Origin of the sequence: Haliea sp. E17 (genome assembly GCF_048323675.1) — a bacterium.
Lineage (GTDB): Bacteria > Pseudomonadota > Gammaproteobacteria > Pseudomonadales > Halieaceae > Mangrovimicrobium.
The window spans coordinates 172,786-196,392 of the sequence record NZ_JBLWFK010000001.1; the positions used below are offsets into that span (position 1 = coordinate 172,786).

Below are 23,607 nucleotides of genomic sequence, written 5' to 3' on the forward strand. Positions count from 1 at the left end.
GAACCAACATGAGTACATATCAAACTGTAATGGTCGAGCGCCACGACGCAGTGGCGCTGGTATCGCTGAACCGTCCGGAGGCGCTGAACTCCTTTGACGCCGAATTGCGCCGCGAACTGCTGCTGGCAGCGCGCGAAGTCAATAACGACGACAGTGTGCGTGTCGTGGTCCTGACCGGTGCCGGCCGCGGTTTCAGTGCCGGGGCCGATCTCAAGGAAATGCCACTCGACGACGCTACCTGGCGGGTGGACGACCAGATCAACCTGGAATACAAACCCATCCTGATGGAGATCGACAACGCGCCGAAGCCCTGGATCAGCGCCGTGCGCGGGCCCGCGGCCGGTATCGGCAGCGCGCTGGCGATGGCCTGTGACCTCACCGTGATGTCCGAGGACGCCTATATTTTCCAGGCCTTTTCGGCGATCGGCCTGGTACCCGACGGCGGCGCGACCTGGCAGCTGGTGCGGGTACTGGGCCGCAAGCGCGCCTACGAGATCATCGCCACCGGTGAAAAGCTGAGCGCCCAGAAATGCCTCGAGTGGGGCCTGTGCAACCGTGTGGTCGGCACCGAGAGCCTGCTCGACGAAACCCTGGAATGGGCCGGCCAACTGGCCGCCCGCGCGCCGCTGTCGCTGCGCTATGCCAAGCGCTCCGTGGCCCGCGCCTGCGAAGGCGGATTTGCCGAAACCATCTCCGACGAAGCCGAGTGGCAGCGCCTGTGCGTCGCCAGCGAGGATGCCCTGGAAGGCGCCAGCGCCTTCCTGGAAAAACGCAAGCCGGTCTGGAAAGGCCGCTAGTCCCTCCTGTGGTAGTCGGGGCAGCCGCCGAAGCGGCGGCAGCCCCGTAGTTTCGCAGCCTCTGCCGGGGTGCCAACCCCGGCAATTTCTCCCGACAAGGCACGCCGTACAGGGTGTGCGATGACAACGGTGGGACCCTGGTACTGCCTGCGTTATGCTATCGCCCGACCGATTTTTTTCAGGGGAAAGCACCATGGCCGAGGCCACCTTGCAGCGCAGTGATGGCGAGCGCCTGGCGTATGTCCATCATCCGGGCAAAACGCCCGGTGTCGTATTTTTTGCCGGTTTCAACTCCAATATGCAGGGCGATAAGGCCCTCGCCCTCGACGCCTGGTGCCGTGAGCAGGGGCGCCAGTTCACCCGTTTCGATTACTTTGGCCACGGCGCGTCCAGCGGCGACTTCGAGGCCGGCACGGTCGGCCGCTGGATCGGCGATGCCATCGCGGTACTCGATGAACTGACTGCGGGCCCGCAGGTCCTGGTGGGCTCCTCTATGGGCGGCTGGATCATGTTGCAAGTGGCGCTGGCCCGTCCCGGGCGGGTCTCGGCCCTGCTGGGAATTGCCCCCGCCCCCGATTTTACCGCGACCCTGCGCGGCGGACGCCTGTCGCCGGAGCAGATGTTGCAGCTCGAACTGTCGGGCGCCTGCGATATCGAGAACTGCTACGACGACGGCCAGCCCTACACCATTAGCCGGCAACTGCTCGACGAGGGCGCCGACCATTGCCTGCTGCAGGGCGAGGAAATTGCCATCGATTGCCCGGTCCGCATTCTGCACGGGCAGCGCGACCCCGACGTGCCCTGGGAGCGCTCGCTGCTGCTGGCGGAAAAGCTGGCATCGGTGGACGTGGTGGTGAGTTTCATCAAGGACGGCGATCACCGCCTGTCGCGACCGCAGGACCTGCAGCGCCTGCTGCGAACCCTCGACAGCCTGCTGCAGCAGGTGGAGGGGGCTGCGGTTTGAGCGTCGGGCGATGGTTGTGGCCGCTTCTGCTGGCGTGTGCGCTGACCGCTTGTGCCGGATACGAATTCAAGAATCTGGCAAAGTCCGATGTCGACCTTGTCGCCGATGAGTTCATCGACGAATCGAGGCGCCTGGTCCGCGAACTGACGGTCAAGCTCTACGCCCGCAATCCCGCCGAGCTGGCGAAGATTCCCGGGATGAAAGTCGAGTGGCGCCTGGCCCAGCTGCGCGCGACCGAGGGGCCGCTGGTGTTTGAGGAACTGGGGGGGCGCCAGGAGACCGAGGCGCTGGAACTGGTGTTCGATCCCGCTTTCAGGGGCGACAGGGTATTCGCGCTGGTGGTCGGCCTCGGCGGCATGCTGCGCCACGCCTACGGCTACAACGACGAGGTGTTTATCTTCGACGCGCTCAACCCGGAAGACCTCGCCACCAGCGCCCACAACGTGGAAGTGCTGTCCTGGCGCCTGCGCAGCAATTACCGGCCGGACGGCTCCCCCTGGCTGATCACCGGGGAGTATCACGGGGTCACCGACAACACCAGCTTCGAGCGCCTGTTCGGCAAACTCATTGTCCTGCAGGAAATGATGGCGCGGATCGCCGACGACGCCGACTACCGCCGGGTCACCAAGGTGCTGCATACGGCGGGTTCGGTGTTCATCCCGCTGCCGATTTAAAGACCGGGTGCAGGGCGTCTGGGCCGCCGCTGGACGATTGGCGCACCAGCGCGCCCGGTCAGGTAGTGATAATCAGGCGCAGCGCCTGCATCTGCAGGTTGGCGTGCTGGATGTGCAGGGCGCACTCCTCGATGCGGTAGCGCAGGTGGTCGAGTTCCTCGCTGCGAATCGCGGGGTTGATCGCCTGCAGTGCCTCCAGGCGCGCCAGTTCGGATCCCAGTTCGGCGCGCATCCGCGACTCGGCTTGCGCCAGCACTTCCCGGACGCGGGTTTCGGCGTGGGCGTTGGCCAGGGCCATCTTCGCATCGACTTCCTGGTGCACCTGCTTGATGATCGCCAGGGCGGTGGGTTTCTTGACCCGTTCGATCAGGTTGTTGAGGCGCTCGTGGGGCACCAGTCCGGCGAGCTGTTTGCCGCGCGCGTCCACCAGCAGGCGAAGCGGCGTCACCGGCAGGAAGCGGTCGACCTGCAGCGACTTCGGCGCCACGCAGTTCACCGTGTACAGGGCTTCCAGCAGCATGGTGCCGGCGGGCACGCCCTTGAGCTTGATGGTGCCGATAGCGGCGTTGCCGAGCTCGGTGGAATGCACCATGTCCATCGCTTCCTGGATGATCGGGTGTTCCCAGCTGATGAACTCGATATCCTCGCGGGCCAGCGCCTTGTCGCGGCTGAAGGTCACCGTGGTGCCCTCGTCGGTGACGCCGGGGAAGTGGCCGGTGAGCATGTGTTCCGAGGGGCGCAGGACCAGACTGCGCTCGGAGTGGAACTCGGTGTCGACGCCATAGGCCTCGCACAGCGCCTCGAGATACTGCTCCAGTGAATCGTCCGCCTCCATCGCCTCGATATCCGCGATCAGCGCGTCGGCGATCTCCCGGCGACAGGAGTTGCGCTCCAGCAGGCGGTCGCGGCCCTCGCGCAGTTCCGCGCGGGTCTGCAGGGTGAACTCCGCGGTGTCGGTGAGCAGGGCGTCGAAACCTGCATCGCGCTTTTCCAGCTGCGGCAGCAGGCGGTCCTCGAAACGGCTGAAAATCATGTGCCCGGCGGAACAGCTGTCGCGGAACAGGTCCATGCCCCGGTCATACCATTCCACCAGGGTCTGCTGGGCGCTGTCCTCGAGGTAGGGCAGGTGAATCTGCACGTCCTCGCGCTGGCCGATGCGGTCGAGGCGGCCGATGCGCTGTTCCACCAGGTCGGGGTTCAGTGGCAGGTCGAAGAGGATCAGGTGGTGGGCGAACTGGAAGTTGCGCCCCTCGCTGCCGATTTCCGAGCAGACCAGGGTCTGCGCGCCGCCGGTTTCGTCGGCGAAGTAGGCAGCGGCGCGATCGCGCTCGAGGATCGACAGCCCCTCGTAGAATGCGGTGGAGCGGATGCCGGCGCGCAGGTGCAGGTGGTGCTCCAGGGCGACCGCGGTTTCCGCGCGGGCGCAGATCACCAGGGCCTTCGCCGGTTGCAGTTCCTTCAGCTTGCGCACCAGCCAGTCGACCCGCGGGTCGAACTTGAGCCAGCTGTCGTCCAGCCAGGGCGACTCCGGGTAGAGGCGCTCTTCCAGGGGCAGCTCGGCGTGGGCGTATTCCTCCGGTTGCGGCAGGGGGTAGCGGTGCAATACGCGTGCGGGAAAGCCCTGTACCGCCGCCCGGGTATTGCGGAACAGTACCCGGCCAGTGCCGTGGCGGTCGAGCAACTGGGTGACCAGTACATCCGCGGGCTGGTCGGGGTCCATGCCCTCGGGCAGGTTGTCGGGAATCTCCCCGGCCTCGATGGCGTCGGCCATGTCGCTCAGCGCGCGGTAGTCCTGCTCTTCGGCGAGGAAGGCGTCGAGGTCGTGGAAGCGCGCCGGGTCGAGCAGGCGCAGGCGGGCGAAGTGGCTGGCCCGGCCCACCTGTTCCGGGGTCGCGGTCAGCAGCAGCAGTCCGGCGCTGCTGCCCGCCAGGGTTTCCACGAAGCGGTAGTCATCGCCTGCGGATTCCGGCGACCAGTGCAGGTGATGCGCCTCGTCGACCACGACCAGGTCCCAGGGAACGCCGGTCGCCAGCGCCTGCAGATCCGGCTGCTCGAGGAACAGTTCGGTACTGCAGAGGATTTGCTGCTCGCTCTCGAAGGGGTTGCCCGATGCGCCGCTCTCCGCCACCCGTTCGGCGTCGAACAGGGCAAAGTGCAGGTTGAAGCGGCGCAGCATTTCCACCAGCCACTGGTGCAGCAGGGAGGGCGGAACCAGGATCAGCACCCGGCTGGCGCGACCGGTGAGCAGTTGCTGCTGGATGATCATCCCCGCCTCGATGGTCTTGCCCAGGCCGACCTCGTCCGCCAGCAGGACCCGGGGCGCGTGGCGTCCACCGACTTCGCCGGCGATATAGACCTGGTGCGGCAGCAGGCTGGTGCGGGAGCCGAGCAGGCCGCGCGCGGGGCTGGTCTGCAGGCGCTGCAGGTGGCTGAAGGTGGCCACGCGCAGGGCGAAGTCGGCGTTCTTGTCGAAGTGGCCGTTGAGCAGGCGCTGCTGGGGCGTGGTCAGCTGGACGAAGGCGTCCAGTTCCAGTTCGGAAACGGTCACTTCCTGCTCGTGATGGTCGAGGCCGGTGTACATCAGCAGGCCCTGGCGCTCGATCACCGCAGTGACGACCAGTTCCACAGCTTCCACGGTGCTGATGTGGTCGCCCGCCTTGAAGCGCAGGCGGGTCAGCGGGGCGTTGTCGGTGGCGTAGGTGCGCTCTTCGCCGACTGCGGGAAAGCTCAGGGTTACCCGGCGGCCCTCTGTCGCGACGACCACGCCGAGACCGAGTTGTGCGTCGGCGTGGCTGACCCAGCGCTGTCCGATCTGGTATTCCATCAGGTATCTCCGAAAAACAACCGGTGACTGTTGCGCCAGGCGTGATCGAGCAGTTCCTCCACCGGCAGGTTCAGGCAACTGGCGACCTGCTCGGCAACAAAGGGCAGGTAGCAGGGCGCGTTGGGGCGGCCGCGGTAGGGCACCGGGGTCAGGTAGGGCGAGTCGGTCTCCAGCAGGGCCTGTTGCGGCGGTGTGGCCGCGATCACTTCGCGTACATTGTCGGCGGCCTTGAAGGTGGCGATGCCGTTGAAGCCCAGGGAAAAGCCCTCGCCCAGGCAATATTCGGCCAGCGCCAGCGACGAGGTAAAGCTGTGGATCACGCCCTTGCGCGACAGGCGATCGCTGAAATTGGCGAGGATGGCGCGGGTGTCGTCGTCCGCCTCGCGGGTGTGGATGACCACCGGCAGGTCGAGGTCGACGGCAATTTGCAGCTGGCGCTCGAAGACCTCCCGCTGTACCGCCCGGTCGGCGTGGTCGTAGTAGTAATCGAGGCCGATCTCGCCTACCGCGAGCAGGCGCTCGTCGGCCAGCGCATCGCGGATACGGGAATCCACGGCATCGTCATAGTGCGCCGCCTCGTGGGGGTGAATGCCCTGGGTACCCCAGATATGCCCGGCCTGGCGGGTGAGCTGCCGGACCCGGTCGAGGTTGCCGGGCGATACCGCGATGGTAATGATTTTTTCCACGCCCACGTCGCTGGCGCGCTGCAGGGTCTCGCCCAGGGCGTCCTCGTCGAGATAATCCAGGTGGCAGTGGGTCTCGAAAATCGGTGTCTCGAAACGGGGGATTTCGCGGCGCTGCTGCTTGCTCATGGTGACGGTGGTTGGCTCGTTTACCTCGTTGCTGGAACGCGCTGGCGCAATTTGCGCGGCGGTGCCGGCCGCAGGTCGCGGATGGTATCGCTGATCTGCTCCCATAGCCAGTTATGCAGCGGGGAATTTTCCGTGCGCTGGTGGGCGACGAGCGAATATTCCACGGAATATTGCTCGTCCGTCGGCAGGGGCAGCGCGGTGATTCCCTGGCTCAGCTTCTCGTTCTGGGTCAGGTAGGAGGGGCCGAACATATAGTAGTTGGTGCTGCGCAGCACCTCGATCGCGGTCATCAGGTGGGAGATCTCCAGCGCGCCCTGGCCCGGGTGGGACATGCGGTCGACGATCTCCAGCACGCTGCGCTCCTCGGCGTGCTCGCGGTCCGAGACATACAGGCGGATACAGGGGTAATCCGCCAGGTCCTCGATGCCGAAAGCGCTGTTGCACAGCGGGTGGTTTTCCCGCACCAGGATAGCCGGTGGGCTGCCGCCCAGTGGCAGCAGGCGGTAGGCGGGGCCGTAGTGGGACTGGTTGATGTGCAGGGCGAAATCGAGATTGCCCAGGGCCAGTTGCTCCAGCTGGTTTTCCACCCGGGTGACGATACGCAGCCGCAGGCGCGGCGCCTGGCGTTGCAGGCGCTCGGCGAGGGTCGGCAGCAGTGTCACACCGATATATTCGCTGAGCGCGATGGTGATTTCCGTGTTGACGCTGGCGGGGTCGAACTTTTCCCCGGCCACCAGCTGGCGGATGTTGCCGAGGATGTCGCTGAGGCTGCGGGCCAGTTCCTGGGCCCGCGGCGTGGGCTGCATGCCGTGGCTACTGCGGGTAAACAGGGGGTCGTTGAACAGGGAGCGCAGCCGCGTCAGGGTTTTACTCATGGCGGGCTGGGTGATGTACAGCCGCTCCGCGGCCCTGGAGACGCTGCCTTCCTCCAGTAAAACCTGTAATGCAATCAACAGGTTAAGATCTATACGTGCGAGGTCTCGGGTATCCATTGGCTATACATGAATCTCATTCATGTTGAGTATGATAAAAATGCATTGGAAGCATATCAAGTTCGGCATTACTATTTACCCTGACTCGATACCCCAACCCCGGCGCCGGGGAGCACGCCGCAAGGCGAGCGCTGAGGCGCCCCTATCCAGGTCCAATTGAGTTTTCTTTTTCGACCCGCCGCAAGGCGGGTTTTTTATGCCCGGTCGAAAAGTGGTGCGCCAGCGCGCAACCTGTGGCGCAGCGGGCGGGGCTCAGGCGTTTTCCAGCACCATGATGGCGCCGCTGGCTTCCACTGACCCCCGGGTGCGCCACTCGACGACCTCGGCGCAGTGTTTCTGCGCGCAGCGTTCGGCGATCTCGAAAAACGGCGGCCGCTCGGGATCTGCAATCAGGATCTGCTTGACGCCCGCCTTGACCGCGCGGTTGACCAGGTTGGTCACCGGATTTACCAGTTCGTCCCAGAAGCACACATCGGCCGCTATCATCAGGTCGAATTTGGCCAGTTGCTTCGTGCTCAGCTTTTCAAAGCGCGACACCAGGTGGGTGGTCTCGACGCCGTTGAGGTCGGCGGCGGCCTGCAGGTAGGGAAACACGTCCGGGTCCGCATCCACCGAAGTCACTTTGGCGCCCAGTTTTTTCGCGCACCAGATCCCCGCGATCCCCCAGCCACAGCCGACGTCGAGGACCCGGCGGCAGTCCGGCGGCGGGTTCTGCTTCAGGTAATCGATGATCAGCGCACTGGACTTCCACAGTTTGTTGCCGTGAATCGAGGGCTCGTAGCCCTGGCGTTTCAGGCGGCGGATGGCGGGGTGGGACGCTGTGGGCATCCGCACGCCGCGAAAGCGGTGTTCGGTGCGGCTTGAATTGGCCAAATCAGTTTCCTTCGTGTCGCGTGAAACCCGTCCAATTCCCGCTGGTCGCTGCGGTTGCGCCGCGTGGTGGGGAGTTGTTGCGGGTTGTCAGAGTGGAGTGGCCTTGCGCGGCAAACAGCGCGAAAACCGTAACGGGATTGTAGTCCTTTCCCGTTGCCGATGTCAGGCGTGTCATCGAATTGTCATATTTCGGGGCTAAAAACGGATTTATTACAGCCCATTTCACGCGCTAGAGCGTTCCCGGTTCGCTGGGGTATGATTCGCGGACCACATCGATGCCGGTCCCGTGGGCCGGGCTGGCGGGGGATCGAATGGAACAGCAGGAGATTCGGGAAATAGAACTGGTCGCCAAGCAGCTGCCACGGCAGGCGCGCGCCAAGAAGACCTACGAGACGATTCTCGCCTCGGCGGCCGAATTGCTGGTAGAGGTCGGCGTCGAGCGGATTTCGACCAACCTGATTGCCGAGCGCGCCGGTGTCACGGTGCCCGCCCTGTATCGTTACTTCCCCAACAAGTACGCGGTGATCCATGCGCTGGGCGTAGACCTTATGCAGCGCCAGAACAGCGCTTTCCAGTGCTGGATGTCCGGCGTGGTCTCGGAGCACGGCCTGGGGGGGCTGCTGCCCAGGGTCGGGGAAGGACTGGGCGTGATCTACCAGACTACCCGCGAGGACCCCGCGGGCATCGAGGTATTCAACGCCCTGAGGGCCATGGCGCCACTGCGCGAACACCGCGCATCGTCGCGCCGCAATGCCGCGCGGTACCTGGTGCAGATGATGGCGCAGTGGCTGGCGATCGACGTCACGCCTCAGCTGGAAGTGCAGGCGCGCCTTACCGTGGACATGGCCTGCGGGATCGTCGAGTCAGCGCTGGAGAGCGATCCGCGCGAAGCGCAGGCGATCCTGCAAGAGGGCGCTGTAATGATCGCTGCCTACTGGCAGCAGAATTACGCCCAGAGCACAGGCAACCCGGCCCGCGCGACCACGACCTGAGGTTCTCGCGGTCCGTTCCCCGGCACCCCTCGCTGCCGACGGCCAGGCAACTGGCCTACTCCTGCTGTTTCCTAGAGTGGAATCACATCCTCTGCCTGAGGGCCCTTGTCGGTCTGGGCTTCGATAAAACTGACGCGCTGCCCGTCGCGCAGCGAACGGTGGCCATCGCCGCGAATCGAGCGGAAGTGGACAAATATTTCTTCCCCGCTGTCCTTGGTGATAAACCCGAAACCCTTGGAGACATTGAACCATTTGACGGCGCCTTCCTCGCGCGGGCCATCCGCTATGGGCGCTGGCGCTGGCGCGGCTGCGGGAGCGCCGCTGGCGCGGTCGCTGCTTGCAGGGGGGGGGTTGAACGAGGTTAACAGGGCGGTAAGGATGGTTGCGGCAAACAGGGCGGCGACGGGCGGGATGCCGGGTACCAGGCTGATCGCGGCCCAGGCGAGGGCGGCGACGGCAAGGCTGATCAACAGGCGAACGATAATGTGCATGGGGTCCTCTTTATTATGGCGAAGCCGGGCAAGTCAGATTTCCGGCGGGTGGTGGCGAAGCCGGGACAGGATTGAATGCCCGGCGTTTTGGCCTGGTGGCTACTGGTGCACAGTCTGCGCATAAAAACACGGGCGACAGACATACCGGACACCTCCAGCCTGTCGTTGGAAAACCGGATTTTTTTCTCGAGGTGCGGTGGCGTCAGTGGACGGGCCGCACCTCCTGGCGAGAACTACAGCTTGAGGACGTTTTCCGCCTGCAGGCCCTTGGGGCCTTCCACCAGGTTGAATTCCACTTGCTGGCCTTCGTTCAGGGTGCGATACCCATCGCCCTGTATGGAACGAAAATGAACGAAGATATCTGCATCGCCTTCTTCACGGGTGATAAAACCAAAGCCCTTGGCGTTGTTAAACCATTTTACCGTGCCGTTTACACGATCACTCATACCACTTTCCTCGGTATTGCCTATTGCTTTTATTATGCCCGGACGCCGGTGAGGACAGCCGGGCTTGAAACTTTTTCTGCCGAGGCGGCTACAGCGACTGGATGCGTTGGAGTTGTTCCTGCAGTTTCTGCATTGCCAGTTCCTGTGCCTGCAACTTCTCCCGCTCTTTTTCCACCACGTCAGCGGGAGCTTTTCCGACGAACGACTCGTTGTTCAACTTGCCTGCAAGACGCGCCAGGTCTTTTTCCAGCTTCGTCATTTCCTTTGCAAGGCGCGCCACTTCGGCGTCTTTGTCGATCAGGCCAGCCATGGGAACCAGAATTTCCAGTTCGCCGACCAGAGCCGTAGCGGCGGCCGGAGCCGCCTCGCCAGATTCCAGCCAGCTGATTTCTTCCAGCTTGGCCAGTTTCCTCAGGAACGGGGCGTTTTCTTGCAATCTGCGTTTATCTTCGTCGCCGCCGTTCCGCAGCAGGGCGTTGAGTGCTTTACCCGGAGCAATGTTCATTTCCCCACGAATGTTCCGGATGCCCACAATTACACCCTTGAGCCATTCTATATCCGCGTTTGCGGCAGTGTCCATAGCGTCCTTGTTGCTCGCCGGGTAGGGCTGCAGCATGATGGTCGCGCCGGATTTGCCGGCGAGTGGTGCCACGGTATGCCAGATTTCCTCGGTGATAAACGGCATCAGCGGGTGCAGCAGGCGCAACCAGGTCTCCAGTACCCGGATCAGGGTGCGCCGGGTGCCGCGTTTGGCCGCCTCGCTGGCATGGTCGTCCCAGAGCACCGGCTTGGACAGTTCCAGGTACCAGTCGCAGTATTCGTTCCAGATGAATTCGTAGATCGCCTGCGAGGCGAGGTCGAAGCGGTAATTGTCGATACAGCGGGCGACTTCCGCTTCGGCTTCCTGCAGCTTGCCGATGATCCAGCGGTCAGCGAGGCTCAGTTCGCAGGGCAGCGACGCATCCTGGCCGCAATCTTCACCCTCGCAGTTCATCAACACGTAGCGGGCGGCATTCCAGATCTTGTTGCAAAAATTGCGGTAGCCCTCGATCCGGCCGATGTCGAACTTGATGTCCCGTCCGGTGGAGGCCAGCGAGTAAAAGGTAAAGCGCAGGGCGTCGGTGCCGTAGGCGGCGATACCCTCCGGGAACTGCTTGCGCGTGGCCTTTTCGATCTTCGCTGCCAGTTGCGGTTGCATCATGCCGGCGGTGCGCTTGCTCACCAGGCTTTCGAGGTCGATGCCGTCGATCAGGTCGATGGGGTCCAGTACGTTGCCCTTGGACTTGGACATCTTCTGGCCTTCCTCGTCGCGGATCAGGCCGGTGACGTAGACCGTCTCGAAGGGAACTTCCTTGCGGAAATGCAGGGTCATCATGATCATCCGGGCGACCCAGAAAAAGATGATGTCGAAGCCGGTGACCAGCACCGAGGTCGGGTGGAAGATTTCCAGTTCCTTCGTTTCCTCCGGCCAGCCCAGGGTGGAGAATGTCCACAGGGCCGAGGAGAACCAGGTATCGAGCACGTCTTCGTCCTGGCGCAGGGCGGCATCGGCGGCGATGCCGTGCTCCGCGCGAACCGCCGCCTCGGAGGCGCCGACGTAGAAATTGCCGGCCTCGTCGTACCACGCGGGAATGCGGTGTCCCCACCACAACTGGCGGCTGATGCACCAGTCCTGGATGTCGCGCATCCAGCTGAAATACATGTTCTCGTAGTTTTTCGGCACGAATTTGACCGAGCCGTTTTCCACCGCCTCGATGGCCGGGCCGGCGAGGGCGCGGGCGTCCACGTACCACTGGTTGGTAAGGTAGGGCTCGATCACTACACCGGAGCGGTCGCCGCGCGGCACCTTCAGTTTGTGGTCGTCGATTTTCTCCAGCAGGCCCAGCGCGTCGAGGTCGGCGACGATCTGCTTGCGCGCCGCGAACCGGTCCATGCCGACATAGGCTGCCGGCGCCTCGCCGCCGATGGCCGCATCGTCGTCGAGGATGTTGATCATCGGCAGGCCGTGGCGCTTGCCCATCTCGTAGTCGTTGAAATCGTGGGCCGGGGTGATTTTCACGCAGCCGGTGCCGAACTCGCGGTCCACATAATCGTCGGCGATTACCGGAATCTCCCGGCCGGTGAGCGGCAGCTCGACCATGCGCCCGATCAGGTGGGCGTAGCGCTCGTCCTCCGGGTGCACCGCCACCGCCGAGTCGCCGAGCATGGTCTCCGGGCGGGTGGTGGCGACAGTCAGGTGACCCTCGCCGCCGGCGAGCGGATAGCGGAAATGCCACAGGTGGCCGTTCTCCTCCTCGGATACCACCTCGAGGTCGGAGATGGCGGTGTGCAGCACCGGATCCCAGTTCACCAGGCGTTTGCCGCGGTAGATCAGTCCCTCCCGGTACAGCCGGATAAACACTTCCTGCACGGCGGCGCTCAGGCCCTCGTCCATCGTAAAACGCTCGCGGGACCAGTCCGGCGAGGCGCCGAGGCGGCGCAGCTGGCGGGTGATGGTGCCGCCGGATTGCGCCTTCCACTCCCAGACCTTCTCGGTAAATTTCTCCCGGCCGAGATCGTGGCGGCTGACGCCCTGCGCTTCCAGCTGGCGCTCCACCACCATCTGGGTGGCGATGCCGGCATGGTCGGTACCCGGCTGCCACAGGGTGTTGTCGCCGCGCATGCGGTGATAGCGGATCAGGGCGTCCATGATCGCGTTCTGGAAGCCGTGGCCCATGTGCAGGCTGCCGGTGACGTTGGGCGGCGGGATCATGATGCTGAAGGCGTTGTCACCGCCCTGGGGCGCGAAATAGCCTTTGCTTTCCCACTCCTGGTACCAGCGGGTCTCGATGTCGGCGGGCTGGAAGGTCTTGTCCATGGTCTGGGTGTCTGACGGTTTCTTGAAAGGGGCGCGATTATAAGCCATGCGGCGGGGGCTTTGTAGCGACGGGTTGTTCTCTGGAATTCGTAGCTCCGAGCGTCTTTCCATTGTGCTTTGGGGATTGTGCTGTATAACCCGCGCTATCTGGTCCGCCGCCTCTTCCGGGATGGTGCTTTGTAAGCCGGGCCATCGGCCTCACTGCCTTCTACGGGAAGGAGCTTCGTAGGCCGGGCCCTCGACTCGCCTACGCCTCCCCGGGACCGCCAAAAAGCGCACATCCATGTGCAGGCTCGGCCTCGGACATCCATGTCCTCGGACGCCCCGGTGAGGCGTAGGCGAGCCGATGTCCCTGATCCCTTGCCAGCGAATACCTTCCGGCCATTATCGTAGAGGTGTGATTTCCTGGTCTGCTGCAGCTATTCGTATGGCACGGAGCAGGTATGGACGCGGGGTGTGGCCTCACGAAAACGTCTGAGGCCATGGAGGGCCCGGCCGGCGCTCCGGGAAGCCGAGCTGCCATGGATGGCGCTTTTGCGTTTTTCGGGAGGCCACACCCCGTGGCCGTGCCGGTATCGAAACTACCAACTACCACTGTGGTTTCAAAGAGGCACCGATCTACAAGGTGTGTTGGCGTATTGAAATGTGGGAATGATACGTCCCCACTGGAGAGGCAGAAAAAATCAGAGATCGTGCTTTTCCAGCTGGTAGCCGCGCTCGCGGTACATCTTCCACGACGCCCGCATCGCCGGCAGCGATTCCGCATCCTGGGTGACGACCTCCGCCACCCGGCCAAAGCGCGAGAACCACGGCGGCGGTTGCAGCTGCAGGTTGATCAGCAGGTCGTTGTGGTTGGCGGGTTCCTGGCCCCAGCCGATGAGGATTGGTTCGCCGGTGTCCTCGCCGAGCAGGGCGTGGGGCAGGAAACTGGCGGGGCGGAAGCTCCAGAGCAGGGAGTCCAGCGCCTGGGCCTGGTCGCGGTCCGCCGCGTTGATGAAGATGCGGTGGCCCTGGGCGAAGGCCTTGTCGGCGAGCCGGGCGGCGACATTCAGGCGCTGGCCGGGGCCAGCCGCCTGGATGACGTAGAAGCCGACCCGGGTCACTTGCCGGCGCGGTCGATCAGGTAGCGGGTCAGCAGGCCGACCGGGCGGCCGGTGGCCCACTTGGGTGCGGCATCCCAGGCGGTGCCGGCGATGTCGAGGTGGGCCCAGGAATAGTTCTTGGTGAACTCGGAGAGGAAGCAGGCCGCGGTGACGCTGCCGCCGCCGGCGCTGCCGATGTTGCCGAGATCGGCAAAGTTGCTTTGCAGCTGCTTGGTGTAGTCGTCCCACAGGGGCATGCGCCAGGCCCGGTCGTGGGCCTCGGTGCCTGCGGCCAGCAGGGCGTCGGCGAGTTCATCGGTATTGCTGTAGAGGCCGCTGGCGTGTGAGCCGAGGGCGACCACGCAGGCGCCGGTAAGGGTGGCGATGTCGATGACCGCTTCGGGCTTGAAGCGCTCGACGTAGGTGAGGGTGTCGCAGAGCACCAGCCGGCCCTCGGCGTCGGTGTTGAGGATCTCGATGGTCTTGCCGGACATGCTCCTGACCACGTCGCCGGGCTTGGTGGCGGTGCCGCTGGGCATGTTTTCCGCGGCGGCGATGACACCGATGACGTTTAGCGGCAGGGCCATTTCGGTGACGGCGGTCATGGTGCCGAGGACACTGGCGGCGCCGCCCATGTCGAATTTCATCTCGTCCATTTTCAGGGCGGGCTTGATGGAGATGCCGCCGCTGTCGAAGGTGATGCCCTTGCCGACCAGCACGTAGGGCTTGTCCGACTTGCGGCCGCCGCTGTAGTTCATGATGATAAGGCGCGCCGGCTCCGCAGTGCCCGCGGTGACCGAGAGAAACGAATGCATGCCCAGCTCGCGCATCTGCTTTTCATCGACGACCTGCACGGTCAGTTTGCTGTTGCCGCGGGCCAGTTTGCGCGCCTGCTGGGCGAGGTAGCTGGGGGTGCAGATGTTCGCGGGCAGGTTGGCGAGGTTGCGCGCGGTGTTGATGCCGGAGGCGGTGGCGGCGCCCGCGTCCAGTGCGGTCTGCGCCGGCCCCTTGCCGAGCACGGAGCTCACGGTCACCTTGCTGACCGTCAGTGCGGGCTGGGGTTCGGATACTGTCTCGGTGTAGCGGTAGGCGCCGGTCGCCAGCGAACGGGCAAGGGTTTCCAGCAGCCATTCGGCGGTGGCGTCGTGCACGCTGAGGTCGTCGAGCAGGACCAGCGCGTCCTTCGCGGTGGTCCCGTTGAGTGCGCTGTATACGGTGCGGGCAAATTCGCGCGCAGCGACGCGGTCGAAATCGCCGCGCTTGCCGCAGCCGACCAGCAGGATGCGCTGGGCTTTGGCGGCGCCCGGCAGCAGTGTGCTCTGGCCGCGCTTGGCGCTGAAATCTTCCAGTTTCAGGGTCGCCGACAGCGACCCGCCGCCGGCGCTGTCGAGTGCCTTGGCGGCACCCTGCAGGGCTTCGCCGGAGAACACGGGAACTACGGCGCACTGGGTGCGGACGGTGGTGGCGTCGCTTACGGCGCGCGCAGTAAGGGTCAGGCCGCTCATTCGGGAATTCCTCACGGTAAATGTTGGCGTAGTGTATGATGTTGCGCCCATAAACTGAACCGCAACCCTGCTTTCTCCTCCCGGCAATGAAAATTCTTCGCTACCTGGCACGCGATGTACTCACCCACACCGTAGCGGTGAGTTTCGTGTTGCTGGTGATTATCTTCAGCGGCCGTTTCGTCAAGTACCTTGCGGAGGCCGCCACCGGCGACCTGGCCTCGGACATCCTGCTGCCGGTCATGCTCTACCGCCTGCCGGGATTCCTCGAGCTGATCCTGCCGCTGGGCCTGTTTATCGGCATTCTGATGGCCTACGGCCGGCTCTACGTGGAAAGTGAAATGGTGGTCCTGAGTGCCTGCGGTGTCAGTCCCTCCCGCCTCGCGCTCTACACCCTGCTGCCCGCCGCGCTGGTCCTCGTCGTCGTCGGCAGCTTCAGCCTGTGGGTCACGCCAATGGGCGCCAGGCACTCGGAGGCCCTGTTGCACGCACCGGAATCCTCCCAGGGCCTGAACGCGGTGGCGGCGGGACGTTTCCAGTCGCGGCGCGGCAGCAACCTGGTGACCTATGCCCAGGGCGTGGATGCCGACGGCCTCATGCACGACGTCTTCCTCTCCGAGGGCGGCCCCGATGAGCGCGGCAGGCTGCGCATGCAGGTGACGGTCGCCCGCGAGGGTGAGGTGCGTTTCGATCCCGAGACCGGCGCGCGCTACCTGGAGTTGCGCGACGGCGTCCGCTACAGCGGATACCCCGGCGACCTCGACTACCGGGTGTCCAGCTTCGATCGCTACGGCGAGTTGATCCCCGATCCCGAGGACGGCATCCGCGCCGCCGACCCGGTGGACGGACGTTCCACCGCGGCCCTGCTGCGCTCCGCCACGCCCGAGGATGTGGCCGCCCTGCACTGGCGGCTCTCCATCCCGGTGATGGTGCCCATTGTCGCCGTCATCGCCTTTTGCATGAGCCGTACCGATCACCGCCGCGGCCGCTATATCAAGATGGTCCCGGCCTTCCTGATCTACCTGGGCTACCTGGTGCTGCTGACCCGCATGCGCAGCGCGGTCGCCGAAGATGGCGCTGAACCGCTGCGACTGTGGCTGGTGCACGCGGCCTTCCTGCTACTGGCGCTGGGCCTGCTCTACGGCGGCCGCCTGCGCAGCGCCTGGCGGCAAAGGAGCGCGTTGCGTGCGCGGGCTTGATCGCTATATAGGCTGGACCGTGCTGGCCGCCATCGGCCTGGTGTTGGCGGTGATCGTCGGGCTGGACGCCATCGCCGCCTTCATCGACGAGGCCGATGACGCCTCCGCCACCTACGGCTTCGCGCAGATTGCCGCGTATATCGCCCTGACCCTGCCCGGGCGCTGCTACGAGTACATCCCCTTCGCCGCCCTGATCGGCTGCCTGCTGGGACTGGGACAACTGGCCAGCTCCAGCGAACTGGCCGTCATGCGGGCGGCCGGTGTCTCCACCGGCAGGCTGGTCTGGATGGCCCTGAAGCCCGCCCTGCTGGTCGCGCTGGTCGGCTTCGTCCTCGGCGACCTGGTGGCGCCGAAAACCGACCAGATCGGCGAGACCCGGCGCGCCCTCGCGCAAAACCCCGGCGAAGCCTTCTCCGGCCGCCACGGCATCTGGAATCGCGAGGGCAATACCTTCCTGCATTTCAACGCCCTCGAACCCCGGGGCGTCGTCCACGGCATCGTGCTCCTGCAGTTCGACGGGCAGCGGCGTATGGCCAGCGCGCTGCGCGCCCGCCGGGCCACTTTCCACGGGGATTACTGGCGCATGGAAGACGTCGTGCGCACCCATTTCAGCAGCTGGGAAACCACCCGCGAGCGCTACGACCAACTGCAGTGGGAGACCGGCATCACTCCCGACCTGCTGGCCCTGGTGGTGGTGGAACCGGAGCAGCTCTCCCTCGCCGACCTCTACCGCTACAGCCTCTACCTGCAGAGTCAGGGCATGGAATCGGAAGACTACCAGCTCGCCCTCTGGCGCAAGGTGCTGCAGCCGCTGGCGATCAGCGCGCTGGTACTGGTGGCGATCTCGTTTATCTTCGGCCCCCTGCGCGACGGCACCGTGGGCTTCCGCATCTTCGCCGGCGTGATCGTCGCCATTGCCTTCCGCACCAGCCAGGACCTGCTCGGCCCCGCCAGCCTGGTGTTCGGCTTCCACCCCTTGTATGCGGCCCTTGTGCCGATTGTGGTTTGCCTGGTGGCGGGACTGGTTCTTTTGCGCCGGGCTCGTTGAAGAGTTTTTTTGGTTAACGTGAATTCGGTTACGACAGTTTCGATCCGGACTTCGATCCCGCACTGCCCCCACGGCTCGAGAGCGCTTTAACTCGCCGTGGGTGCAGTGCGGGATGGAAACCCTCGTTGCGCGTGAGGTCGAGCCATGGGAAAACCGGCGAAAAGCAGATTCCGGAAATCCCGGGATGACTGCGCTGAGAGCCTGTCTTGTCCAACTTGCCGCAGCGTGTGGGTTTGGAAAATGCGCGAAAGGTAGAGTGTGAGCCGGTACATGCCCGCTGGAACCGTGCGGCGACAGGACGTCGCCGCCCGAGCCTGCACAGGGATGTGCGCTTTTTGGCGTGTTCCAGCGGGCATGTACCGGGTCGCGCTCGGCAATCTGCCCCGGACCCCATATTCACCAAAAGCCTGGGCTCCCCGATAAAGTGCAGGTAACTGCGATCTAACTATCAGACTCTTTACGCGAGTCGCGGCTCGACTTCGGCAACAACACCAGCTGTGTGCCGGACAGGTAGTCATGCCAGTAGCGGCCATTGCGGTCCACCAGCTTCCACAGGTAGCCCAGGCCGAGGAACACGAAGGACACAGCCGCCCCCGCACAGCGCAGCAGCAGCTGGCCGACGCGCAGCCTGCCGCCGTCGCTGCTGACCAGTTTTATGCGCCAGGTCTGCATGCCCAGCGTCTGTCCGCTGCGCCACCAGAAAGCGCAGTAGAAACCCGTGGTGCATACGACGAAGAGGATGCGCCCGACCACCGGCGACAATACCTCCTGTTTGCCGTCTGTCAGCGCCACCTGGATGCCCAGTGCCAGCGCGTAGACCACGAAAACCAGGGCGATGACCAACAGGGCGTCATAGACCATGGCCAGCAGGTGCCGCAGCAGCGAGGGAGAGGGCGGTGGCGTATTCATGGGCGGCATTCTACCCCAGTCCGCAGATTTTGTCGGAGTGCTGCGGCGTGCTAAATTGCCGACCAGCAAGTGGAAGCGGATATGCATGTACTACTGATAGAAGACGACCAGTCGACCGCCGAGTTCATCCGCAGCGAACTGGAAAAAGCCAATTTCGACTGCACCCACTGCGGTGACGGCGACAGCGGCTACAGCGCGGCGATGGAGGGCGATTTCGACCTCTGGGTGATCGACCGCATGCTGCCGGGTCGCGGCGGCCTCGACCTGCTGCAGGAACTGCGGCGGTGCGGCAAGGATACGCCGGCACTGGTGCTCAGCGCCCTCGGCGATGTCGACGAGCGGGTGCGCGGCCTGCAGGTGGGGGCGGACGACTACCTGGTCAAACCCTTCTCCATCGACGAGTTGCTGGCGCGGCTGGAAGTGCTCATGCGCCGGCGCAGCGCGCCGGCGGATACCCCGACCAAACTCCAGGTGCAGGACCTGCACATGGACCTGCTGCAGCAGCAGGTGACCCGCCAGGGCCAGGTCATCCCGCTGCAGCCCCGGGAATTCCGCCTGCTCGAATACCTGATGCGCCACGCCGGCCAGGTGGTAACCCGGACCATGCTGCTGGAGCAGGTCTGGGGTTACAACTTCGATCCGCAAACCAACGTCATCGACGTGCATATCTCGCGGCTGCGGCAGAAGATCGACCGCGAGTTCGACGAGGCGCTGTTGCAGACCGTCCGCGGAGCTGGATACCGGCTCGGTCCGGAGGGCCGGTGAGCGAATTACAGGCCGGGCAATTCCGCCAGGTACTGCGCAGTCTCACCTTCCGCTACGGGGTGAAGTACCTGCTGGTGCTCACCGCCACGGTGCTGGTGCTCACCCTGCTGCTCTACGGGCTCTACAGTTACCGCTACTTCAACGAGCTCTCCAGCAGTATCGTCGATGAACAGGAAACCCTGCAGCTGGTCTATAACGGGGAGGGTCTCGCGGGTGTGTTCCAGTACATGAAGGACCAGCGCGACGCCCACCTGCTCGACCGCTTCCACTACCTGATCGTCGACGGGGCGGGCAAGCGGGTCGGCGGCGACCTGCCGGAAGCGACCAATTACCGCATGTTCGACGACGGCTGGTTCTACCTGGAGCTCGGTTTGCTGCAGTGGGGGGAATCCGTCGACGTGGACTTTCTCGCGCGCATGGCCGATCTCGGCGACGGCAACCGCGCCATCGTCGCCCGCGACTACCAGTCGGTGGTCTTCAGCGGCCGGCTGGTATTCGTGACGCTGGCCCAGGCCATGCTGATGACCATTGTGCTCGGCCTGATTGGCGGTTACCTCGCGGCAAAACGCAGTATGGAGCGGGTGGAATGGCTGGGCCGGGAAATGTCCCGGATCATTCGCGGCGATCCCTCCCAGCGCCTCGACGCCAGTGCCGAGTCCGGGGAAGTCGTGACCCTGGCGCGGCTGATGAACGGCATGCTGGACCAGACCGAATCACTCATGCAGGGTATCCGCGGGATTTCCGACAATATCGCCCACGACCTGCGCACGCCGCTGGGACGCCTGCGCAACCAGCTGGTGCGGCTGCGCGACAGCCTGCCGGGCGATCGCCAGCAGGAGGTCGATGGCCTGATCGGCGAATGCGACCACCTGCTGCAATCATTCAACGCGGTGCTGCGCATCTCCAGCCTGGAATCCGGCAGTTTTTACAGTGGCAAGCGGCAGGTGAACCTCGGCCGCGTCCTGCGCGATGCCGTGGAGCTCTACGAACCCCTGGCGCAGGAAAAGAACATCAACCTCAACCTGGTCCAGCCCGAGCAGGAAGCGCTTACCCGGGGCGATGTCGACCTGCTGTTCCAGCTGTTCGCCAATGTCATCGACAACGCTATCAAGTACACGCCCAGGGAGGGGTCGGTGGAAGTTTCGCTGGCGGTCAGCCATGCCGAGGACCGGCCCCACAGCGTCGTCATTGCGGATACCGGCCCGGGGATATCCGCCGAGCACTGGAAGGATGTATTCCGGCGTTTCTACCGCGTGGACCCGAGCCGCTCGGCGCAGCCCGGCCACGGCCTCGGCCTCAGCATGGCCCAGGCGGTGGCGCACTACCACGGCGGTTCAGTCGATCTCAGGGATAACCAGCCCGGCCTGCGAGTGGTGATTAACCTGCCCTATTCCTCCACCGAGAGGTGATCTGTCGCCGGCGGCGCGACTGCCCGCTGCTGCCGGTATTGCGCTTCCAGCATGTCGCTGCCCTCGGCTGCGAGGTCGATCCCGGAGAGGTCCAGCTCCGGGATTTCCGCATCCGGCAGGGCGCAGTCGGAAAAATCCGTGCCCTCCGGTGACAGCGCCAGGGCGCTGATATCCGGCGACAGCGGGGCGTGTTGGGGAGGCAGGGTCGGGATGGTTTCGCCGACTTCGCCCATCGACAGGTGGGCGGTAGCCGGCGGCGGTGGCGGCGGCGGTGCGACAGCCGCGAGGCGGCCGTAGTTACCCTCGGCGGAGAGGGCGGAAATGTCGATCGCCACCGCTTCGGGCTGGCTGCGCTCACTGGGCCGGAGCAGTTCTCCGCCGGTGGGCAGCGCGCGGAGCCCATCACCTCCGTCGCCTGCGGGGGCCGGTTCTGTCGCCCGGGCGGCTTCCCGCGCGGGGGCCGGCGCTGCAGCGGCGCTGACATCCGGGGCATTGGCGAGCGCCGCGATGCGCTCGGCCGCGCTCAGTGCACGCGGCGCGGGGGCGGGCTCGGCGGCCGGCTCCGCGGCGGGTTTGGCACTGGAGATCAGGGGTTTGGCGCCGGCCTGTTCCATGGCCTTCTTGTATTTCAGTGCGGTGTCCTTGTCGCAGTCGCGCTTGACCAGCTGTGGCTTGCCACTGAACAGCTTGTCCAGCGCGGCGTCGTTGGCCTTGAACAACGTGGCCAGCCGGGCGCGTACCGTGGACCTGTCCTGTCCCTCCAGTACCTCGCCCGCAAAATAGATGTTATAGAGCGGTTCCATGGCTGTTTTCCCCTGCTTGCTGGGTCCAGTATAGCCCTATCGGCGGTTCCGGGTCTGCAACGCGGGCACAGGCAGCGCGGCGGCGGCTCGGGTATAATGGCGGCCCCGAAAACGAGGTACCCCATGAACGTCCAGCAGACTATCGAAGACAAGCTGTCCGCGGCACTCCAGCCCCAGTTGCTGGAAGTGGTCAACGAGAGCCACATGCACAGTGTCCCGCCCAACTCGGAGACCCATTTCAAGGTCACCCTGGTCAGCGCGCAGTTCGACGGCAAGCGCAGTGTGGCCCGCCACCAGGCGGTCTACGGCGCGCTCGCCGAAGAGATCGCGGGGCCGGTTCACGCCCTGGCCCTGCACACCTACACGCCGGAGGAGTGGCAGCAGCGCGGCGGCGACTCGCCGGCCTCGCCCCAATGCCTGGGCGGTTCCAAGGGTGAGGGCGGCAAGCATGACTGAAGTCGTCGTCGCCGCACTGTACCGTTTCGTCGCCCTCGAGGATTTCCACGAGCTGCGCGAACCCCTGCTGGAAGAGTGCCTGGCGGCGGGTACCAAAGGCACCCTGCTGCTGGCCCGCGAAGGCATCAATGGCACCATCGCCGGCAGCCGCGAGGCCATCGACCGGGTGCTGGCCTACCTGCGCGCGGATCCGCGCCTGGCGGCCCTCGACCACAAGGAATCCTACGATATCGAGATGCCCTTCTACCGCATGAAGGTCAAGCTCAAGCGCGAGATCGTCACCATGGGCGTTGAGGGTATCGATCCCAACCGGGTGGTCGGCACCTACGTCAAGCCCGAGAACTGGAACGCGCTGGTCAATGACCCGGAGGTCCTGTTACTCGACACCCGCAACGACTACGAGTACGCCATCGGTTCCTTCCGCGGCGCCGTCGACCCGCACCTGACCACCTTCCGCGAATTTCCCGACTACGTGAAAGCCCATCTCGACCCGGGCAAGCAGCGCAAGGTGGCGATGTTCTGCACTGGCGGCATCCGCTGCGAAAAAGCCAGCGCCTTCATGCTCGAGCAGGGTTTCGAGGAGGTCTATCACCTGGAGGGCGGCATCCTCAAGTACCTCGAGGAAGTTCCTGCGGAGGAAAGCACCTGGGAGGGCGAGTGTTTCGTCTTTGACAACCGGGTGGCGGTCAACCAGCAGCTGGAAAAGGGTATTTACGACCAGTGCTACGCCTGCCGGCGGCCGATCACCGAGGAAGACAAGTTGTCCGAGCACTACGTCAAGGGCGTGAGCTGCCCCCACTGCCACAGCAGCCTCACCGCGGACCGTGCGGAGCGCTTCAGCGAACGCCAGCGGCAGGTGGAACTGGCCGCCCTGCGCGGTGAAAGCCACGTCGGTGCGCCGCCCCCCGAACGCCAGCGCAAGTCAGCCGGATCTAGTCCAGGAAACGATTGAGTTCGCTGCGGAAGCGCTGCAGTGGAACGAAGTAACTCACCGAGGCGCTGTCGCCACGGGAGATGACGCCGCAAATCCGCGCGGCGCCGTCCCCGTCCAGCTGGATGACCGCGCCCCCGGAGGCGCCCTTGAAAGCGCGGCAGTCGCTTTCGCTCTCGCGTCGTTCCTGCCGGGTGATGCGGCAATCGGGGTCGTAGGTGAGAATCTCGCCGCCCGCGCCGAGACCCGCGTCCGCGGAGAAACCGGCCATGGTGACCGGCAGTGCCTGGTCGGCGAGGTCGAGGTGAACCGGCAGGGGGGCGACTTCGCTGCGCTCCACCGCCTGGAGCAGTTTCAGGACGGCCCAGTCGGCGTACATGCCGCCGCCGTCGGCTACCCGCCGGGCTTCCCGGGTAATCGCTGCGCCGCTACTGCTGCGCAGGGTGACGGTGATGGGGCGGCTCAGGTCGCGATAATCCTCCAGGCAATGCCACGCGGTGACCAGGGTATCCGCCCGTCGGCTGCCGGGAGTCCCCACCAGCGTCGCGCTGCAGTTTTCCCGCCGGTGGCTGCCGTAGCCATCCCGGTAACGCACGCCGGGTACCACCAGTTTGCCCACCGCCCGCAACCATTCCGGGGAGGTCGCGTCGTAGACCAGGCGCGGGTCCTCGCCGGCGGGCGCCGGGCGCGGCAACAACGCCGCCAGCAACAGCAGGGCCGGTAGCAGTGGGGATGGTGTGCGCAATGTCGCTTTCCCGCCGGTGTGATTGGTCGGGCAGCT

The 23,607-nt window shown here is 64.9% G+C and carries 22 protein-coding genes; 10 read left to right on the forward strand and 12 right to left on the reverse strand.

Going from position 1 to position 23,607, the window contains the following annotated elements; genetic code table 11:
• Positions 1-8 precede the first annotated feature (8 nt).
• From ACNKU3_RS00695 to ACNKU3_RS00705, 3 genes are all read left to right on the forward strand, one after another.
• Positions 9-797: an enoyl-CoA hydratase/isomerase family protein gene (locus ACNKU3_RS00695; RefSeq protein ID WP_418257478.1), complete on the forward strand. Its 789-nt coding sequence runs from the start codon at positions 9-11 to the stop codon at positions 795-797.
• Positions 798-990: 193 nt separating this feature from the next.
• Positions 991-1,761, forward strand: coding sequence for an alpha/beta fold hydrolase (locus ACNKU3_RS00700; protein ID WP_418257479.1), 771 nt, complete (start codon positions 991-993; stop codon positions 1,759-1,761).
• Positions 1,758-2,435 (forward strand): hypothetical protein, encoded by a 678-nt coding sequence (locus tag ACNKU3_RS00705; protein WP_418257480.1) that lies wholly within the window; start codon positions 1,758-1,760, stop codon positions 2,433-2,435. Before ACNKU3_RS00700 ends, ACNKU3_RS00705 begins: the two co-directional genes overlap by 4 nt.
• 58 nt (positions 2,436-2,493) lie before the next feature.
• Here the strand turns inward: ACNKU3_RS00705 and rapA are convergent, their stop codons facing one another.
• The 4 genes from rapA to ACNKU3_RS00725 all read right to left on the reverse strand — a co-directional run bounded on the left by rapA (position 2,494) and on the right by ACNKU3_RS00725 (position 7,936).
• Positions 2,494-5,259 (reverse strand): RNA polymerase-associated protein RapA, encoded by a 2,766-nt coding sequence (gene rapA, locus ACNKU3_RS00710; RefSeq protein WP_418257481.1) that lies wholly within the window; start codon positions 5,257-5,259, stop codon positions 2,494-2,496.
• Positions 5,259-6,071, reverse strand: a complete 813-nt coding sequence (locus ACNKU3_RS00715) for a TatD family hydrolase (protein ID WP_418257482.1) — start codon at positions 6,069-6,071, stop codon at positions 5,259-5,261. The genes rapA and ACNKU3_RS00715 overlap by 1 nt, the downstream gene beginning before the upstream one ends.
• A gap of 20 nt (positions 6,072-6,091) precedes the next feature.
• Complete coding sequence (locus tag ACNKU3_RS00720) at positions 6,092-7,063, reverse strand: LysR family transcriptional regulator (protein WP_418257483.1); 972 nt, start codon at positions 7,061-7,063, stop codon at positions 6,092-6,094.
• A gap of 252 nt (positions 7,064-7,315) precedes the next feature.
• Positions 7,316-7,936 carry a class I SAM-dependent methyltransferase gene (locus ACNKU3_RS00725; RefSeq protein ID WP_418257484.1) on the reverse strand — a complete coding sequence of 207 codons (621 nt, stop codon included), beginning with the start codon at positions 7,934-7,936 and terminating at the stop codon, positions 7,316-7,318.
• 311 nt (positions 7,937-8,247) lie between these two features.
• Between ACNKU3_RS00725 and ACNKU3_RS00730 the strand changes: the two genes are divergently transcribed.
• Positions 8,248-8,928: a TetR/AcrR family transcriptional regulator gene (locus ACNKU3_RS00730; RefSeq protein ID WP_418257485.1), complete on the forward strand. Its 681-nt coding sequence runs from the start codon at positions 8,248-8,250 to the stop codon at positions 8,926-8,928.
• Between the two features lie 71 nt (positions 8,929-8,999).
• On the opposite strand, the gene ACNKU3_RS00735 is transcribed toward ACNKU3_RS00730, so the two are convergent.
• The 5 genes from ACNKU3_RS00735 to ACNKU3_RS00755 form a co-directional block, all read right to left on the reverse strand.
• Positions 9,000-9,215, reverse strand: a complete 216-nt coding sequence (locus ACNKU3_RS00735) for a cold-shock protein (RefSeq protein WP_418257951.1) — start codon at positions 9,213-9,215, stop codon at positions 9,000-9,002.
• A gap of 437 nt (positions 9,216-9,652) precedes the next feature.
• Entirely contained in the window at positions 9,653-9,865 is a 213-nt protein-coding gene (locus tag ACNKU3_RS00740) for a cold-shock protein (protein WP_418257486.1), read from the reverse strand.
• Positions 9,866-9,953: 88 nt separating this feature from the next.
• Complete coding sequence (locus tag ACNKU3_RS00745) at positions 9,954-12,722, reverse strand: valine--tRNA ligase (protein ID WP_418257952.1); 2,769 nt, start codon at positions 12,720-12,722, stop codon at positions 9,954-9,956.
• Between the two features lie 683 nt (positions 12,723-13,405).
• Positions 13,406-13,825 carry a DNA polymerase III subunit chi gene (locus tag ACNKU3_RS00750; protein ID WP_418257487.1) on the reverse strand — a complete coding sequence of 140 codons (420 nt, stop codon included), beginning with the start codon at positions 13,823-13,825 and terminating at the stop codon, positions 13,406-13,408.
• A complete protein-coding gene (locus ACNKU3_RS00755) occupies positions 13,822-15,309 on the reverse strand; it encodes a leucyl aminopeptidase (RefSeq protein ID WP_418257488.1) in 1,488 nt (495 codons plus the stop codon). The genes ACNKU3_RS00750 and ACNKU3_RS00755 overlap by 4 nt, the downstream gene beginning before the upstream one ends.
• A gap of 86 nt (positions 15,310-15,395) precedes the next feature.
• Here ACNKU3_RS00755 and lptF point away from each other — a divergent pair, with 86 nt between their 5' ends.
• Positions 15,396-16,505 carry an LPS export ABC transporter permease LptF gene (gene lptF / locus ACNKU3_RS00760; RefSeq protein ID WP_418257489.1) on the forward strand — a complete coding sequence of 370 codons (1,110 nt, stop codon included), beginning with the start codon at positions 15,396-15,398 and terminating at the stop codon, positions 16,503-16,505.
• Positions 16,492-17,553 (forward strand): LPS export ABC transporter permease LptG, encoded by a 1,062-nt coding sequence (gene lptG, locus ACNKU3_RS00765; protein WP_418257490.1) that lies wholly within the window; start codon positions 16,492-16,494, stop codon positions 17,551-17,553. The genes lptF and lptG overlap by 14 nt, the downstream gene beginning before the upstream one ends.
• Positions 17,554-17,994: 441 nt before the next feature.
• On the opposite strand, the gene ACNKU3_RS00770 is transcribed toward lptG, so the two are convergent.
• Positions 17,995-18,462, reverse strand: coding sequence for an RDD family protein (locus tag ACNKU3_RS00770; RefSeq protein WP_418257491.1), 468 nt, complete (start codon positions 18,460-18,462; stop codon positions 17,995-17,997).
• An 81-nt stretch (positions 18,463-18,543) separates the two neighbouring features.
• Between ACNKU3_RS00770 and ACNKU3_RS00775 the strand changes: the two genes are divergently transcribed.
• Both ACNKU3_RS00775 and ACNKU3_RS00780 read left to right on the forward strand, forming a co-directional pair.
• Positions 18,544-19,227, forward strand: a complete 684-nt coding sequence (locus ACNKU3_RS00775; protein ID WP_418257492.1) for a response regulator transcription factor — start codon at positions 18,544-18,546, stop codon at positions 19,225-19,227.
• Positions 19,224-20,636: an ATP-binding protein gene (locus ACNKU3_RS00780; RefSeq protein ID WP_418257493.1), complete on the forward strand. Its 1,413-nt coding sequence runs from the start codon at positions 19,224-19,226 to the stop codon at positions 20,634-20,636. Before ACNKU3_RS00775 ends, ACNKU3_RS00780 begins: the two co-directional genes overlap by 4 nt.
• Here ACNKU3_RS00780 and ACNKU3_RS00785 read toward each other — a convergent pair.
• Positions 20,615-21,439 carry a hypothetical protein gene (locus ACNKU3_RS00785; RefSeq protein WP_418257494.1) on the reverse strand — a complete coding sequence of 275 codons (825 nt, stop codon included), beginning with the start codon at positions 21,437-21,439 and terminating at the stop codon, positions 20,615-20,617. The genes ACNKU3_RS00780 and ACNKU3_RS00785 overlap by 22 nt on opposite strands.
• A 123-nt stretch (positions 21,440-21,562) precedes the next feature.
• Between ACNKU3_RS00785 and ACNKU3_RS00790 the strand changes: the two genes are divergently transcribed.
• Together ACNKU3_RS00790 and ACNKU3_RS00795 are read left to right on the forward strand one after the other, a co-directional pair.
• A complete protein-coding gene (locus ACNKU3_RS00790; protein WP_418257495.1) occupies positions 21,563-21,895 on the forward strand; it encodes a BolA family protein in 333 nt (110 codons plus the stop codon).
• A complete protein-coding gene (locus ACNKU3_RS00795) occupies positions 21,888-22,847 on the forward strand; it encodes a rhodanese-related sulfurtransferase (RefSeq protein ID WP_418257496.1) in 960 nt (319 codons plus the stop codon). The genes ACNKU3_RS00790 and ACNKU3_RS00795 overlap by 8 nt, the downstream gene beginning before the upstream one ends.
• Here the strand turns inward: ACNKU3_RS00795 and ACNKU3_RS00800 are convergent.
• Positions 22,828-23,571, reverse strand: coding sequence for a trypsin-like serine peptidase (locus ACNKU3_RS00800; protein ID WP_418257497.1), 744 nt, complete (start codon positions 23,569-23,571; stop codon positions 22,828-22,830). The genes ACNKU3_RS00795 and ACNKU3_RS00800 overlap by 20 nt on opposite strands.
• Between the last annotated feature and the right edge of the window lie 36 nt (positions 23,572-23,607).